Annotated in this window: 13 protein-coding genes and 2 tRNA genes; 14 read left to right on the top strand and 1 reads right to left on the bottom strand. The window is 58.0% G+C overall.

All coding sequences use genetic code 11. The features are described from left to right. Positions 1-255: 255 nt before the first annotated feature. The 4 genes from carA (at position 256) to J1D76_RS21035 (ending at position 5,644) form a co-directional block, all read left to right on the top strand. A complete protein-coding gene (gene carA / locus J1D76_RS21050) occupies positions 256-1,392 on the top strand; it encodes a glutamine-hydrolyzing carbamoyl-phosphate synthase small subunit (RefSeq protein ID WP_007988689.1) in 1,137 nt (378 codons plus the stop codon). A gap of 118 nt (positions 1,393-1,510) precedes the next feature. Further along, a complete protein-coding gene (gene carB, locus J1D76_RS21045; RefSeq protein ID WP_421140281.1) occupies positions 1,511-4,732 on the top strand; it encodes a carbamoyl-phosphate synthase large subunit in 3,222 nt (1,073 codons plus the stop codon). Between the two features lie 2 nt (positions 4,733-4,734). Continuing rightward, positions 4,735-5,211 (top strand): transcription elongation factor GreA, encoded by a 477-nt coding sequence (gene greA / locus J1D76_RS21040; protein WP_034148383.1) that lies wholly within the window; start codon positions 4,735-4,737, stop codon positions 5,209-5,211. A 28-nt stretch (positions 5,212-5,239) separates the two neighbouring features. Then, positions 5,240-5,644 (top strand): MFS transporter, encoded by a 405-nt coding sequence (locus J1D76_RS21035; RefSeq protein WP_421140304.1) that lies wholly within the window; start codon positions 5,240-5,242, stop codon positions 5,642-5,644. A gap of 9 nt (positions 5,645-5,653) precedes the next feature. On the opposite strand, the gene J1D76_RS21030 is transcribed toward J1D76_RS21035, so the two are convergent. After that, positions 5,654-5,962 carry a YhbY family RNA-binding protein gene (locus J1D76_RS21030; protein ID WP_421140280.1) on the bottom strand — a complete coding sequence of 103 codons (309 nt, stop codon included), beginning with the start codon at positions 5,960-5,962 and terminating at the stop codon, positions 5,654-5,656. Between the two features lie 101 nt (positions 5,963-6,063). On the opposite strand from J1D76_RS21030, the gene rlmE reads away from it, so the two are divergent. From rlmE to nusA, 10 genes are all read left to right on the top strand, one after another. Further along, the gene (gene rlmE / locus J1D76_RS21025; RefSeq protein WP_421140279.1) at positions 6,064-6,693 is read left to right on the top strand and encodes a 23S rRNA (uridine(2552)-2'-O)-methyltransferase RlmE; all 630 of its coding nucleotides are present in this window, start codon (positions 6,064-6,066) and stop codon (positions 6,691-6,693) included. Positions 6,694-6,895: 202 nt separating this feature from the next. Beyond that, positions 6,896-8,806, top strand: a complete 1,911-nt coding sequence (gene ftsH, locus J1D76_RS21020) for an ATP-dependent zinc metalloprotease FtsH (RefSeq protein WP_093226796.1) — start codon at positions 6,896-6,898, stop codon at positions 8,804-8,806. A gap of 8 nt (positions 8,807-8,814) precedes the next feature. Further along, positions 8,815-9,666, top strand: a complete 852-nt coding sequence (gene folP, locus J1D76_RS21015) for a dihydropteroate synthase (RefSeq protein WP_421140278.1) — start codon at positions 8,815-8,817, stop codon at positions 9,664-9,666. Between the two features lie 16 nt (positions 9,667-9,682). Next, positions 9,683-11,020, top strand: a complete 1,338-nt coding sequence (gene glmM, locus J1D76_RS21010) for a phosphoglucosamine mutase (RefSeq protein WP_421140277.1) — start codon at positions 9,683-9,685, stop codon at positions 11,018-11,020. A gap of 66 nt (positions 11,021-11,086) precedes the next feature. After that, on the top strand, positions 11,087-11,842 hold the full coding sequence (gene tpiA / locus J1D76_RS21005; protein ID WP_421140276.1) for a triose-phosphate isomerase: 756 nt from the start codon (positions 11,087-11,089) through the stop codon (positions 11,840-11,842). A gap of 4 nt (positions 11,843-11,846) precedes the next feature. Continuing rightward, on the top strand, positions 11,847-12,230 hold the full coding sequence (secG, locus tag J1D76_RS21000) for a preprotein translocase subunit SecG (RefSeq protein ID WP_017336473.1): 384 nt from the start codon (positions 11,847-11,849) through the stop codon (positions 12,228-12,230). 22 nt (positions 12,231-12,252) lie between these two features. Next, positions 12,253-12,338 (top strand) — tRNA-Leu (locus J1D76_RS20995). A gap of 97 nt (positions 12,339-12,435) precedes the next feature. Further along, positions 12,436-12,512, top strand: a tRNA-Met gene (locus tag J1D76_RS20990). A 138-nt stretch (positions 12,513-12,650) separates the two neighbouring features. Further along, a complete protein-coding gene (gene rimP, locus J1D76_RS20985; protein ID WP_007973115.1) occupies positions 12,651-13,109 on the top strand; it encodes a ribosome maturation factor RimP in 459 nt (152 codons plus the stop codon). A gap of 59 nt (positions 13,110-13,168) precedes the next feature. Beyond that, the gene (nusA, locus tag J1D76_RS20980) at positions 13,169-14,650 is read left to right on the top strand and encodes a transcription termination factor NusA (RefSeq protein WP_007933547.1); all 1,482 of its coding nucleotides are present in this window, start codon (positions 13,169-13,171) and stop codon (positions 14,648-14,650) included. Positions 14,651-14,658 lie beyond the last annotated feature (8 nt).

Below are 14,658 nucleotides of genomic sequence, written 5' to 3'. Positions count from 1 at the left end.
CACCCGAAACCGGGCTCACGCACAGCGTTCGAGCCCGGTTTTGCTCCGCCAGGCGACGTCCTGTCGCATTCCTCAGCCTTTAAGGCTCATTGGCGGTAGACCAAAAAGGCCTTTTTCTGTAAGCTACAGCTTTAGTGTGTCCACTAAAAGCGCGCAGAATAATTCAGTGAAGAAGCGGGGTGACGTGTCCATACGTCACTCCGCTTTTTTACAACCTGCGATCGCCCTTTCAGGCTTTATTTACGGGAGGTCTTCTTGACTAAGCCAGCCATACTCGCCCTTGCTGATGGCAGCATTTTTCGCGGCGAAGCCATTGGAGCCGACGGTCAAACCGTTGGTGAGGTGGTGTTCAACACCGCAATGACCGGCTATCAGGAAATCCTTACCGATCCTTCCTACGCCCAACAGATCGTTACCCTGACTTACCCGCACATCGGCAACACCGGCACCACGCCGGAAGACGCCGAGTCGAACCGCGTATGGTCCGCTGGCCTGGTCATCCGTGACCTGCCGCTGGTGGCGAGCAACTGGCGTAACACGATGTCCCTGTCCGACTACCTGAAGGCCAACAATGTTGTGGCCATCGCCGGTATCGACACCCGCCGCTTGACGCGCATCCTGCGTGAAAAAGGCGCGCAGAATGGCTGCATCATGGCCGGTGACAACATTTCCGAAGAAGCCGCCATCGCCGCTGCCCAAGGTTTCCCGGGCCTGAAAGGCATGGACCTGGCGAAAGTCGTCAGCACCAAGGAAAGCTACGAGTGGCGTTCGACTGTCTGGGATCTGAAGACCGACAGTCACGCCACCATCGAAGCCTCCGAGCTGCCGTACCACGTCGTGGCCTACGACTACGGCGTCAAGGTGAACATCCTGCGCATGCTGGTCGAGCGCGGTTGCCGCGTGACCGTCGTGCCGGCGCAAACCCCGGCTGCCGATGTGTTGGCGCTGAAGCCGGACGGCGTGTTCCTGTCCAACGGCCCTGGTGATCCGGAGCCTTGCGACTACGCGATCCAGGCGATCAAGGACGTGCTGGAAACCGAGATCCCGGTGTTCGGCATCTGCCTCGGTCATCAACTGCTGGCCTTGGCCTCCGGCGCCAAGACCCTGAAAATGGGCCACGGCCACCACGGTGCCAACCACCCGGTCCAGGACCTGGACAGCGGCGTGGTGATGATCACCAGCCAGAACCACGGTTTTGCGGTAGACGAAGCAACCCTGCCAGCCAACGTTCGCGCGATCCACAAATCGCTGTTCGATGGCACCCTGCAAGGGATCGAGCGTACTGACAAGAGCGCCTTCAGCTTCCAGGGTCACCCGGAAGCCAGCCCTGGCCCGAACGACGTAGCACCTTTGTTCGATCGCTTCATCAACGAGATGGCCAAGCGACGCTGATCGCTCGCCCTGATGTAGCAAAGCTTGAGGGTGGCCCCCACACCGGCGGCCCCCTCGAGGCTTCAGAGATTGATCAAGACGGCTTGCCGACTGACCTGCGGATTTGAGTGACAAACCCATGCCAAAACGTACAGACATTAAAAGCATCCTGATTCTCGGCGCTGGCCCGATCGTGATCGGCCAGGCCTGCGAATTCGACTACTCCGGCGCCCAGGCCTGCAAGGCCCTGCGCGAAGAGGGTTACCGCGTCATCCTGGTGAACTCCAACCCGGCCACCATCATGACCGACCCGGCCATGGCCGACGCCACCTACATTGAGCCGATCAAGTGGCAGACCGTTGCCAAGATCATCGAGAAAGAGCGTCCGGACGCACTGCTGCCGACCATGGGTGGCCAGACCGCCCTGAACTGCGCACTGGACCTGGAGCGCGAAGGCGTTCTGGAGAAGTTCGGCGTAGAAATGATTGGTGCCAACGCTGACACCATCGACAAGGCTGAAGACCGTTCGCGTTTCGACAAGGCGATGAAGTCCATCGGCCTGGACTGCCCGCGCTCCGGTATCGCCCACAGCATGGAAGAGGCTAACGCGGTCCTCGAGAAGCTGGGCTTCCCGTGCATCATTCGTCCTTCCTTCACCATGGGCGGCACCGGTGGCGGTATTGCTTACAACCGTGAAGAATTCGAAGAAATCTGCGCTCGCGGTCTGGACCTGTCGCCAACCAAAGAGCTGCTGATCGACGAATCGCTGATCGGCTGGAAAGAATACGAAATGGAGGTTGTCCGCGATAAGAAGGACAACTGCATCATCGTCTGCTCCATCGAAAACTTCGACCCGATGGGCGTGCACACCGGTGACTCGATCACCGTGGCTCCGGCACAGACCCTGACCGACAAGGAATACCAGATCCTGCGTAACGCCTCCCTGGCGGTGCTGCGTGAGATCGGCGTGGAAACCGGCGGTTCGAACGTGCAGTTCGGTATCTGCCCGGACACTGGTCGCATGGTCGTGATCGAGATGAACCCGCGTGTATCGCGTTCCTCGGCGCTGGCTTCGAAAGCCACCGGTTTCCCGATTGCCAAGGTCGCGGCCAAACTGGCAGTCGGGTACACCCTCGACGAGCTGTCGAACGACATCACCGGCGGCAAGACCCCGGCGTCCTTCGAACCGTCCATCGACTACGTCGTCACCAAGCTGCCACGCTTCGCCTTCGAGAAGTTCTCCAAGGCTGACGCGCGCCTGACCACTCAGATGAAGTCGGTCGGTGAAGTCATGGCTATCGGCCGTACTTTCCAGGAATCCCTGCAGAAAGCCCTGCGCGGTCTGGAAGTCGGAGTTTGTGGTCTGGACGAGAAGGTTGACCTGGCCAACCCGGAAAGCATGAGCGTGCTCAAGCGCGAGCTGACCGTGCCGGGCGCCGAGCGTATCTGGTATGTGGCGGACGCAATGCGCGCCGGCATGAGCGTTGATGACATCTTCAACATGACCATGATCGATCGTTGGTTCCTGGTGCAAATGGAAGACCTGATCAAGGACGAAGAGAAGGTCAAGACCCTGGGCCTGACCAGCATCGACCGCGACTTGATGTTCCGCCTCAAGCGTAAAGGCTTCTCCGACATGCGCCTGGCCAAGCTGCTGGGTGTGACCGAGAAAAGCCTGCGCGCTCACCGTCACAAGCTGGAAATCTTCCCGGTCTACAAGCGCGTCGACACCTGCGCGGCCGAGTTCGCCACCGACACTGCCTACCTGTACTCGACGTACGAAGAAGAGTGCGAAGCGGCGCCGTCAGGTCGCGACAAGATCATGATCCTGGGCGGCGGTCCTAATCGTATCGGCCAGGGCATCGAGTTCGACTACTGCTGCGTACACGCGGCACTGGCCCTGCGCGAAGACGGGTACGAGACCATCATGGTCAACTGCAACCCGGAAACCGTATCCACCGACTACGACACCTCCGATCGCCTGTACTTCGAACCAGTAACCCTGGAAGACGTGCTGGAAATCGTGCGCGTCGAGAAGCCAAAAGGTGTGATCGTCCAGTACGGCGGCCAGACTCCGCTGAAACTGGCGCGTGCCCTGGAAGCTGCCGGCGTGCCGATCATCGGTACCAGCCCTGACGCCATCGACCGTGCCGAAGACCGTGAGCGTTTCCAGCAGATGGTCCAGCGCCTGAACCTGCGTCAGCCGCCAAACGCCACCGTACGCAGCGAAGACGAAGCGATTCGTGCCGCCAGCAAGATCGGTTACCCGCTGGTGGTGCGTCCGTCCTACGTACTGGGCGGTCGTGCGATGGAAATCGTCTACGAAGAAGAAGAGCTCAAGCGCTACCTGCGTGAAGCGGTTCAAGTGTCCAACGACAGTCCGGTGCTGCTGGACCACTTCCTCAATTGCGCCATCGAAATGGACGTCGACGCAGTCTGCGACGGCAAAGATGTCGTCATCGGCGCGATCATGCAGCACATCGAGCAGGCTGGCGTTCACTCCGGTGACTCCGCCTGTTCGCTGCCGCCTTACTCGCTGCCGGCGCACATCCAGGACGAGATGCGCGAACAGGTCAAGAAAATGGCCCTGGAACTGGGCGTGGTCGGCTTGATGAACGTGCAGTTGGCGCTGCAGGGCGACGACATCTACGTCATCGAAGTCAACCCGCGCGCTTCCCGTACCGTACCGTTCGTGTCCAAGTGCATCGGTGTTTCCCTGGCAATGATCGCGGCTCGCGTCATGGCCGGTAAGACCTTGAAGGAAATCGGTTTCACCAAGGAAATCATCCCGAACTTCTACAGCGTGAAAGAGGCGGTGTTCCCGTTCGCCAAATTCCCTGGCGTTGACCCGATCCTCGGCCCAGAGATGAAGTCGACCGGTGAAGTAATGGGCGTGGGCGATACCTTCGGTGAAGCGTTCGCCAAGGCCCAGATGGGTGCCAGCGAAGTGCTGCCGACCGGCGGTACTGCGTTCATCAGCGTGCGTGACGACGACAAGCCACTGGTTGCGGGCGTGGCCCGTGATCTGATCAACTTGGGCTTCGAAGTGGTTGCCACTGCCGGTACTGCCAAGCTGATCGAGGCTGCTGGCCTGAAAGTGCGCCGTGTGAACAAGGTGACCGAAGGTCGTCCGCACGTGGTCGACATGATCAAGAATGACGAAGTCACGCTGATCATCAACACCACCGAAGGTCGTCAGTCGATCGCTGATTCGTACTCCATTCGTCGTAATGCCCTGCAGCACAAGATTTACTGCACCACCACCATTGCTGCTGGCGAAGCCATCTGCGAAGCGCTGAAGTTCGGTCCCGAGAAGACCGTGCGCCGCTTGCAGGATCTACACGCAGGATTGAAGGCATGAGCATAACGAAATACCCAATGACCGTTCAGGGCGCTCGCGCCCTGGAAGAAGAACACACTCACCTGACCAAGGTCGTACGTCCGAAGCTGAGCCAGGACATCGGTACGGCCCGCGAGCTGGGTGACTTGAAGGAAAACGCCGAATACCACGCTGCTCGTGAGCAGCAAGGTATGGTCGAGGCGCGGATCCGAGACATCGAAGGCCGGATTCAGAATCAGGTCATCATTGATGTCACGACCATTCCACATACCGGCAAAGTGATTTTCGGCACCACCGTCGAGATTGCCAACGTCGAGACGGATGAGCGTGTCACTTACCACATCGTGGGTGAGGACGAAGCCGACTTCAAACTCGGCAAGATTTCGGTCGGCTCCCCACTGGCTCGTGCCTTGATTGCCAAGGAAGAGGGTGACGTCGTCGCCGTGAAAACGCCTGGCGGCGTTATCGAGTACGAGATTGTCGAAGTTCGCCACATCTAACGGCAAGCGCCCGTTTCGTGCGGGCGCCATGCTTTGGCAGCTGACCCAGATGTTGTGGGTCGGCGGCTTGTGGTTGTTGCAGATTGGTCTGTTGCCGGTGCTGGGGCGAATTGGCCTGGCGCCGCTGCTGATCGATGAAATCGCAGGCACGCTCGATACGCTGGTAGTGGGATTTGCTACGGCGTGTGTAATTTTTCAAGCTTTGGTGCTGATAAAGGCCGAGGGCCTCGTCAGTCTATGGCGGGATATTCGCGGGCAGTTGCTGTTGATGGCGCTGTATGCGTGCGCGATGTACTTCGTGGTGCGCTTCGGTTGGCCAGATGCCGTTCGTTGGCAGGCGTTCAGCTATCTTGTTCTGGGTTTTACCGGGCTGGTACTGGTGTTGCAGCCGATGCCGGGATGGAGTGGCAGGGTGCGCGAAGCACACCCTTGACCCTTGCCATCACTTGAAGCGATGGACGTTCGACAGCTGCTTGTTGACGCTGAAGTTCTTGCGGTACAGCAGTGCCATCTTGCCGATGACTTGAACCAGATCCGCTTTGCCGACCTTGCACAACTCTGCAATGGACGCCAGGCGCGATTCACGATCGAGAATGTTGAGCTTGATCTTGATCAACTCGTGATCCGCCAAAGCGCGTTCAAATTCGGCTAACACACCTTCAGTCAAACCGTTGTCAGCCACAATCAATACTGGTTTCAGATGGTGGCCAATGGATTTGTACTGTTTCTTCTGCTCTTGAGTGAGCGGCATAATCTGACCCTTTCGTCTGGATTCTGTAAAATGGCGGCCATTTTACCCGAGGGTTCGTGGATCCGCCCAATTAATCACGACCCTTATCATCGAGGTGCCCAATGGCGCGTTCCAAGACAAGCCTTGGTTGGCTGAAAAGACATGTCAATGATCCGTATGTGAAGCAGGCGCAGAAGGATGGCTACCGCTCGCGTGCGAGTTACAAGCTCCTGGAAATCCAGGAGAAATACAAACTGATCCGTCCGGGTATGAGCGTTGTCGACCTGGGCGCTGCGCCGGGTGGCTGGTCGCAGGTCACTAGCCGGCTGATCGGTGGCCAGGGGCGTCTGATCGCCTCGGACATCCTGGAAATGGACAGCATTCCGGACGTGAATTTCATCCAGGGTGACTTCACCCAGGATGAAGTGCTCGCGCAGATCCTTGAAGCGGTGGGTAATTCGCAGGTGGACCTTGTGATTTCCGATATGGCCCCCAATATGAGTGGTACACCCGAAGTGGACATGCCAAAAGCCATGTTCCTTTGTGAGCTGGCCCTTGATTTGGCGGAGCGGATACTCAAGCCGGGTGGTAATTTCGTGATCAAGATTTTTCAGGGCGAAGGGTTTGATACTTACCTGAAGGATGCTCGCAAGAAATTCGACAAGATCCAGATGATCAAGCCGGACTCTTCCCGTGGCAGCTCCCGCGAGCAGTACATGCTGGCCTGGGGGTATCGCGGTCGTAGCGAGTAAAACGAGGTTTTTCTTGCGCGGTGATAGGTTTTTCGCATTTCGCCCCGGGCGCTTTAGCGAATATTGTGTAGAAAGTGTTTCACAAAGGGTTACAGACGGCGCCTGCCAAGTTGTGGGTAATGTAGTAAGTTAGGCCGGTGAATATCATGCGAAGCGCGCGCCATCAGCGGCGCTTGCTTCAGAGGGTAGTTAATTGAACGATATGGCAAAGAATCTGATCCTGTGGTTGATCATCGCGGCTGTCCTGGTGACGGTGATGAACAACTTCTCCAGCCCTAACGAGCCGCAGACCCTCAACTATTCCGACTTCATCCAGCAGGTCAAGGATGGCAAGGTCGAGCGCGTAGCGGTTGACGGCTACGTGATTACCGGCAAGCGCAACGACGGCGACAGCTTCAAGACCATTCGTCCGGCAATCCAGGACAACGGCCTGATCGGTGACCTGGTGGACAACCACGTCGTGGTCGAAGGCAAGCAGCCTGAACAGCAAAGCATCTGGACCCAACTGTTGGTCGCCAGCTTCCCGATCCTCGTGATCATCGCCGTGTTCATGTTCTTCATGCGGCAGATGCAGGGCGGCGCGGGTGGCAAGGGCGGACCGATGAGCTTCGGCAAGAGCAAGGCACGCCTGCTCTCCGAAGACCAGGTGAAAACCACCCTGGCTGACGTTGCCGGTTGCGACGAAGCCAAGGAAGAAGTCGGTGAGCTGGTTGAGTTCCTGCGTGATCCAGGCAAGTTCCAGCGTCTGGGCGGCCGTATTCCTCGCGGTGTACTGATGGTCGGTCCTCCGGGTACCGGTAAAACCTTGCTGGCCAAGGCCATTGCTGGTGAAGCCAAGGTACCGTTCTTCACCATTTCCGGTTCCGATTTCGTCGAAATGTTCGTCGGTGTCGGTGCCAGCCGTGTTCGCGACATGTTCGAGCAGGCCAAGAAGCACGCGCCGTGCATCATCTTCATCGACGAAATCGATGCCGTTGGTCGCCATCGTGGCGCTGGCATGGGTGGCGGTCATGATGAACGCGAGCAGACCCTCAACCAGTTGCTGGTAGAGATGGACGGCTTCGAAATGAATGACGGCATCATCGTGATTGCCGCGACCAACCGTCCGGACGTACTGGACCCTGCCTTGCTGCGTCCGGGCCGTTTCGACCGCCAGGTTGTGGTTGGTCTGCCGGACATTCGTGGCCGCGAGCAGATCCTCAAGGTACACATGCGCAAAGTGCCAATGGGCGACGACGTTGCTCCGGCCGTGATTGCTCGTGGTACGCCCGGCTTCTCCGGTGCTGACTTGGCCAACCTGGTCAACGAGGCGTCGTTGTTCGCAGCCCGTGCCGGCAAGCGCATTGTCGAGATGAAAGAGTTCGAACTGGCCAAAGACAAGATCATGATGGGCGCCGAGCGCAAATCCATGGTCATGTCCGAGAAAGAAAAGCAGAACACGGCTTACCACGAAGCAGGCCACGCTATTGTCGGTCGCGTCGTGCCTGAGCATGATCCGGTCTACAAAGTGTCGATCATCCCGCGCGGTCGTGCGCTGGGTGTGACCATGTTCCTGCCGGAAGAAGATCGCTACAGCCTGTCCAAGCGTGCACTGATCAGCCAGATCTGTTCGCTGTACGGCGGTCGTATCGCTGAAGAAATGACACTGGGCTTCGATGGCGTGACCACCGGTGCTTCCAACGACATCATGCGTGCCAGCCAGATTGCGCGGAACATGGTGACCAAGTGGGGGCTTTCCGAGAAGCTCGGTCCGCTGATGTACGCCGAAGAAGAGGGCGAAGTGTTCCTCGGTCGTGGTGGCGGCGGTCAGAATGCCAGTTTCTCTGGCGAGACCGCCAAGCTGATCGACTCCGAAGTGCGCAGCATCATCGACCAGTGCTATGGCACGGCGAAGCAGATCCTTACGGACAACCGCGACAAGCTTGATGCGATGGCCGATGCCCTTATGAAGTACGAGACGATCGATGCCGAGCAGATCGACGACATCATGGCGGGTCGTCCACCTCGTGAACCGCGCGACTGGTCGGGTGGCACGGGGACTTCCGGCACCCCTCCGGTGGTGCAGGACGAGCGTCCGGAAACACCGATTGGCGGTCCTGCTGCTGACGTATAAGGTTTGAAATGACTTCTGTTCAGTCCTCGACCCGGTTGCCTTGCGGCAACCGGGTTCTTGATTTGGCCCAGACGCATGTCATGGGCATTCTCAATGTCACTCCCGATTCTTTCTCCGATGGTGGCCAATACAGCCAACTCGACGCGGCCATGCGTCACGCCGAAGCCATGGTGGCGGCTGGCGCGACGCTAATCGATGTCGGTGGCGAATCTACCCGGCCCGGCGCCAGGGCAGTATCGCCGCTCGAAGAGCTGGAGCGTGTAGCCCCCATTGTCGAGCGCATCAATCGCGAACTGGATGTGATCATCTCGGTCGACACTTCGACCCCCGCCGTCATGCGCGAAACTGCGCGCCTGGGGGCTGGCTTGATCAACGACGTGCGTTCGTTGCGGCGTGATGGCGCGCTGGATGCGGCGGCGGCCACCGGGCTGCCGGTCTGCCTGATGCATATGCTGGGAGAGCCTGGCGATATGCAGGATAATCCGCAGTATCAGGATGTCACCCGGGAGGTTGGCGAGTTTCTCGCCGAGCGCATGCATCAGTGTTCGCTGGCAGGCATTCCGGCTGAGCGGATCGTTCTTGATCCTGGCTTCGGCTTCGCCAAAACCTTGCAGCACAATCTAAGCTTGTTCAAGCATATGGAAGCCCTGCATGCCTTTGGGCGGCCGCTGCTGGTCGGCGTTTCGCGCAAAAGCATGATAGGTCAGGCCTTGAATCGTCCTGTTGGCGAGCGCTTGTGTGGGGGGCTTGCCCTCGCGGCGTTGGCCTCGCAGAAGGGCGCGCGTATCTTGCGTGTCCACGATGTGGCCGAAACAGTTGATGTGGTGAGAATGATTGCCGCTGTGCAATCAGCCGAATAAGAATCATGGAGCATTTATGAGTAAGAAATATTTTGGTACCGACGGTATTCGTGGTCGGGTGGGTACTTACCCGATTACTCCTGATTTCATGCTCAAGCTCGGCTGGGCGGCAGGCATGGCTTTTCGCAAGATGGGCGCCTGCAAGGTGCTGGTCGGCAAGGACACCCGCATCTCCGGCTACATGTTTGAGTCGGCACTGGAAGCGGGCCTTACCTCGGCAGGCGCCGACGTGATGCTACTCGGGCCGATGCCAACGCCGGCTATCGCCTATCTGACGCGCACTTTCCATGCCGAGGCTGGCATCGTCATCAGTGCCTCGCACAACCCGCATGATGACAACGGCATCAAGTTTTTCTCCGGTAAAGGCACCAAGCTTCCGGATGAAGTGGAGTTGATGATCGAAGAGTTGCTCGATACGCCAATGACTGTGGTGGAGTCGAGCAAGATCGGCAAGGTCTCGCGAATCAACGATGCCTCTGGTCGCTATATCGAATTCTGCAAGAGCAGCGTGCCGACCGGCACCAGTTTCTCAGGTTTGAAAATCGTGATCGATTGCGCGCATGGCGCAACCTACAAAGTGGCGCCGAGCGTGTTTCGCGAATTGGGTGCCAACGTTGTCGTGCTCTCCGCGCAGCCGAACGGGCTGAACATCAACGACAACTGCGGTTCGACCCACATGGGGCAATTGCAGGCGGCTGTCGTGGCTGAGAAGGCTGACCTGGGTATTGCCTTCGATGGCGATGGCGACCGCGTGCAGATGGTCGATCACACCGGGGCCGTCGTCGATGGCGACGAGTTGCTGTACATCATCGCTCGCGATCTGCATGAGCGTGACAAGCTGCAAGGCGGCGTGGTCGGCACCCTGATGAGTAACCTGGGGTTGGAGCTGGCCCTGGCTGATCTGGGCATTCCGTTTGTGCGCGCCAATGTCGGCGACCGCTACGTGATTGCCGAATTGCTCGAGCGCAACTGGATCGTCGGCGGTGAAAACTCCGGGCATGTCGTATGCTTCAGCCATACCACCACGGGTGATGCCATCATTGCCGCGCTGCAGGTGTTGATGGCGCTGAATGCGCGTGACGAGAGCCTGGCCCAGGCGCGGCAGACGCTGCGTAAATGCCCTCAGGTATTGATCAATGTACGTTTCGGTGGTGGCGCAAATCCTCTCGAGCATCCGTCGGTCAAGGAAGCCAGTGAGCGTGTGACCAAGGCGATGGCGGGCCGTGGGCGTGTGCTGTTGCGTAAGTCCGGGACTGAGCCGTTGGTGCGCGTGATGGTCGAAGGCGAAGACGAAATCGTGGTTCGCGGCTATGCCGAAGAGCTGGCAAAACTGGTTACTGAAGTTTCTGCCTGAATTCGGCTTGCCAGCCTTGATTGTGTTGGGTAACATCTGCGCCCACTTTGACCGACGAGGTACAGCATGCGTCGCCCTATGGTAGCTGGTAACTGGAAGATGCACGGTACCCGCGCCAGCGTCGCTGAGCTGATCAACGGCCTTCGTGACTTGGCCTTGCCGAGCAGTGTTGATGTCGCGGTATTCCCGCCTTCGTTGCATATCAATCAAGTGATTGATGGCCTGGAAGGCAAGTCGATTTCGGTCGGCGCGCAGAATTCTGCGGTGGAATCCGAACAAGGTGCGTTGACCGGTGAGATTGCACCGAGTCAGTTGGTGGATGCAGGATGTTCCCTGGTGCTTGTCGGGCACTCCGAACGCCGCCAGATCATGGGCGAGCAGGACGGTATGCTGATCCGCAAGTTCGCAGCGGCACAGGCAAATGGCTTGACTCCGGTGTTGTGCATAGGGGAAACCTTGGAGCAGCGTGAAGCCGGAAAAACTCTTGAAGTTGTCTCGCGTCAGCTGGGCAGCATCATCGAGGAGCTGGGTGTTGGTGTCTTTGCCAAGGCAGTGATCGCTTACGAGCCGGTCTGGGCAATTGGCACCGGGCTGACGGCAACGCCGCAACAGGCGCAGGATGTGCATGCAGCCATCCGCGCCCAGTTGGCGGCAGAGAATTCTGAAATCGCACAAGGTGTGCGGCTTCTATACGGCGGCAGCGTGAAGGCGGCCAATGCGGTCGAACTGTTCGGCATGCCGGATATCGATGGGGGTCTCATTGGTGGGGCTTCCCTGAATGCAGATGAGTTCGGTGCGATCATTCGCGCCGCGGGAAACTGAAAAAATGCTGGAAACAGTCGTAGTCGTTTTTCATCTGCTGGGTGCATTGGGCGTAGTAGCTCTGGTTTTGCTGCAGCAGGGTAAAGGTGCGGACGCTGGCGCGTCTTTCGGAGCAGGTGCTTCAAATACTGTGTTCGGAAGCCAAGGTTCCTCTACCTTTCTTAGTAAGTTTACTGCTATACTCGCCGCAGGTTTTTTCATAACCAGCTTGGGGTTAGGTTACTTTGCTAAAGAGAAGGCTCACCAGCTGACTCAAGTAGGTCTCCCAAACCCAGCGGTGTTGGAAGTTCCAAAGCAACAACCGGCTTCTGATGATGTTCCGGTGCTTCAAGAGCAAAAGTCGGCTACTCCAGCGACTGACGTACCTCCAGCTCAAGAGCAGAAGTAAGAAGGGTTTCAAACGTAGTATTGCCGAGGTGGTGGAATTGGTAGACACGCAACCTTGAGGTGGTTGTGCCCATAGGGTGTAGGGGTTCGAGTCCCCTTCTCGGTACCAATTAGTCAGGAGAGCCCGCTGTTGCGGGCTTTCTTGCAGGTGGAAGGTTACATTGACCCTGTAGGGGATCGGTCGTATACTTCCGCCCCAGCTTTGTCGCGGGGTGGAGCAGTCTGGTAGCTCGTCGGGCTCATAACCCGAAGGTCGTCGGTTCAAATCCGGCCCCCGCAACCAGTTTAAGGAGCCCCTTTTGAGGGGCTTTTTGTTAGCTGGACACTTTCAACGCCGCTGTTCGACGGCGTTTCAAGGATGGGCGTTTCGCCCATTTTTTTATTTTGCATAGCATGCACATACATGCACTAGGGGGTTCAGGTGTCGAGCAAGCTAGAAGAGTTGCAGGCCTTGCTGGCCCCGGTGGTCGTGGCCCTAGGCTATGAATGCTGGGGTATCGAGTTTTCGGCTCAGGGTCGTCACTCGATGTTGCGCGTTTATATCGATAAAGAGGGCGGCGTGCTGGTGGACGATTGTGCCATCGTCAGCCGCCAGATCAGCGGTGTGCTGGATGTTGAAGATCCAATCTCCGTTGAGTACACCCTTGAAGTTTCCTCGCCTGGCATGGAACGCCCTCTGTTCACTCTTGAGCAGTTTGCAAAATTTGCCGGTGAACAAGTGAAGATCAAGCTGCGCTCGCCTTTTGAAGGACGACGCAACTTTCAGGGCCTTCTGCGCGGCGTAGAAGAGCAGGATGTCGTGGTGCAGGTAGAAGACCATGAGTTCCTGTTGCCGATCGATATGATCGACAAGGCCAACATTATTCCCAGTTTTGACTGAGGCGTGCCAGATACTGCGGATCCCGCGGATCCAATGGCTTGCGAAAGGCGAGGCGTACGATGAGCAAAGAAGTACTGCTGGTTGTTGAGTCGGTATCCAACGAAAAGGGTGTACCGGCGAACGTTATTTTTGAAGCGCTGGAACTGGCCCTGGCCACTGCGACCAAAAAGCGTTTTGAAGACGAAGTTGATCTGCGTGTGGAAATCAATCGCCACACCGGTGCCTACGAGACATTCCGTCGCTGGACGGTCGTCGAAGAAGCGGACCTGGATGATCCGGCTATCGAAACCTGGCCGAGCAAGGTTGCGCAAACGCACCCTGGCGCCAAGGTCGGTGATGTCGTCGAAGAGAAAATCGAGTCCATCGAATTCGGTCGTATCGCTGCACAGACTGCCAAGCAAGTCATCGTGCAGAAAGTTCGCGAAGCCGAGCGCGCTCAAGTGGTCGATGCTTACCGCGAACGCCTGGGTGAAATCATCTCCGGCACCGTGAAAAAAGTCACCCGCGACAACGTGATCGTTGACCTGGGCAACAACGCAGAAGCGTTGCTGGCTCGTGAAGACATCATTTCTCGCGAAACTTTCCGGGTTGGCGTGCGCCTGCGTGCGCTGCTCAAGGAAATCCGCACCGAGAACCGCGGCCCGCAGCTGATCCTGTCGCGTACCGCGCCGGAAATGCTGATCGAGTTGTTCCGCATCGAAGTGCCGGAAATTGCCGAAGGCCTGATCGAAGTGATGGCTGCGTCCCGTGATCCGGGATCGCGCGCCAAGATCGCCGTCCGCTCCAAGGATAAACGCATCGACCCGCAGGGCGCTTGCATTGGTATGCGCGGTTCGCGCGTCCAGGCAGTGTCTGGCGAGTTGGGCGGTGAGCGTGTTGACATCGTTCTGTGGGACGACAACCCGGCTCAGTTCGTGATCAACGCCATGTCCCCGGCTGAGGTTGCGGCAATTATCGTTGACGAAGATGCCCATGCAATGGACATCGCCGTTGGCGCAGACAATCTGGCTCAGGCCATCGGTCGCGGTGGTCAGAACGTGCGTCTGGCTAGCCAGTTGACTGGCTGGACCCTGAACGTGATGACCGAATCGGACATCCAGGCTAAGCAGCAAGCAGAAACCGGCGACATCCTGCGCAACTTCATCGACGAGCTGGAAGTCGACGAAGATCTGGCACAGGTGCTGGTAGATGAAGGCTTCACCAGCCTGGAAGAGATTGCCTACGTACCGTTGGAAGAAATGCTCAACATCGACGGCTTTGACGAAGAAACCGTCAACGAGCTTCGCGCTCGTGCCAAGGATCGTTTGTTGACCAAAGCCATCGCTACTGAGGAAAAGCTGGCAGACGCCCATCCGGCCGAAGACCTGCTCTCGCTTGAGGGTATGGACAAGGATTTGGCGATGGAACTGGCGGTGCGCGGCGTAATTACCCGCGAAGACCTGGCCGAGCAGTCTATTGACGACCTGCTCGACATCGACGGCATTGACGATGATCGTGCCGGCAAGTTGATCATGGCCGCCCGAGCCCACTGGTTCGAGTAATTAGGCGC

The organism is Pseudomonas sp. NFX15, from assembly GCF_049132105.1.
In the GTDB taxonomy this organism is placed as follows: Bacteria; Pseudomonadota; Gammaproteobacteria; order Pseudomonadales; family Pseudomonadaceae; genus Aquipseudomonas.
This window is presented reverse-complemented; position numbering and strand designations above follow the sequence as displayed.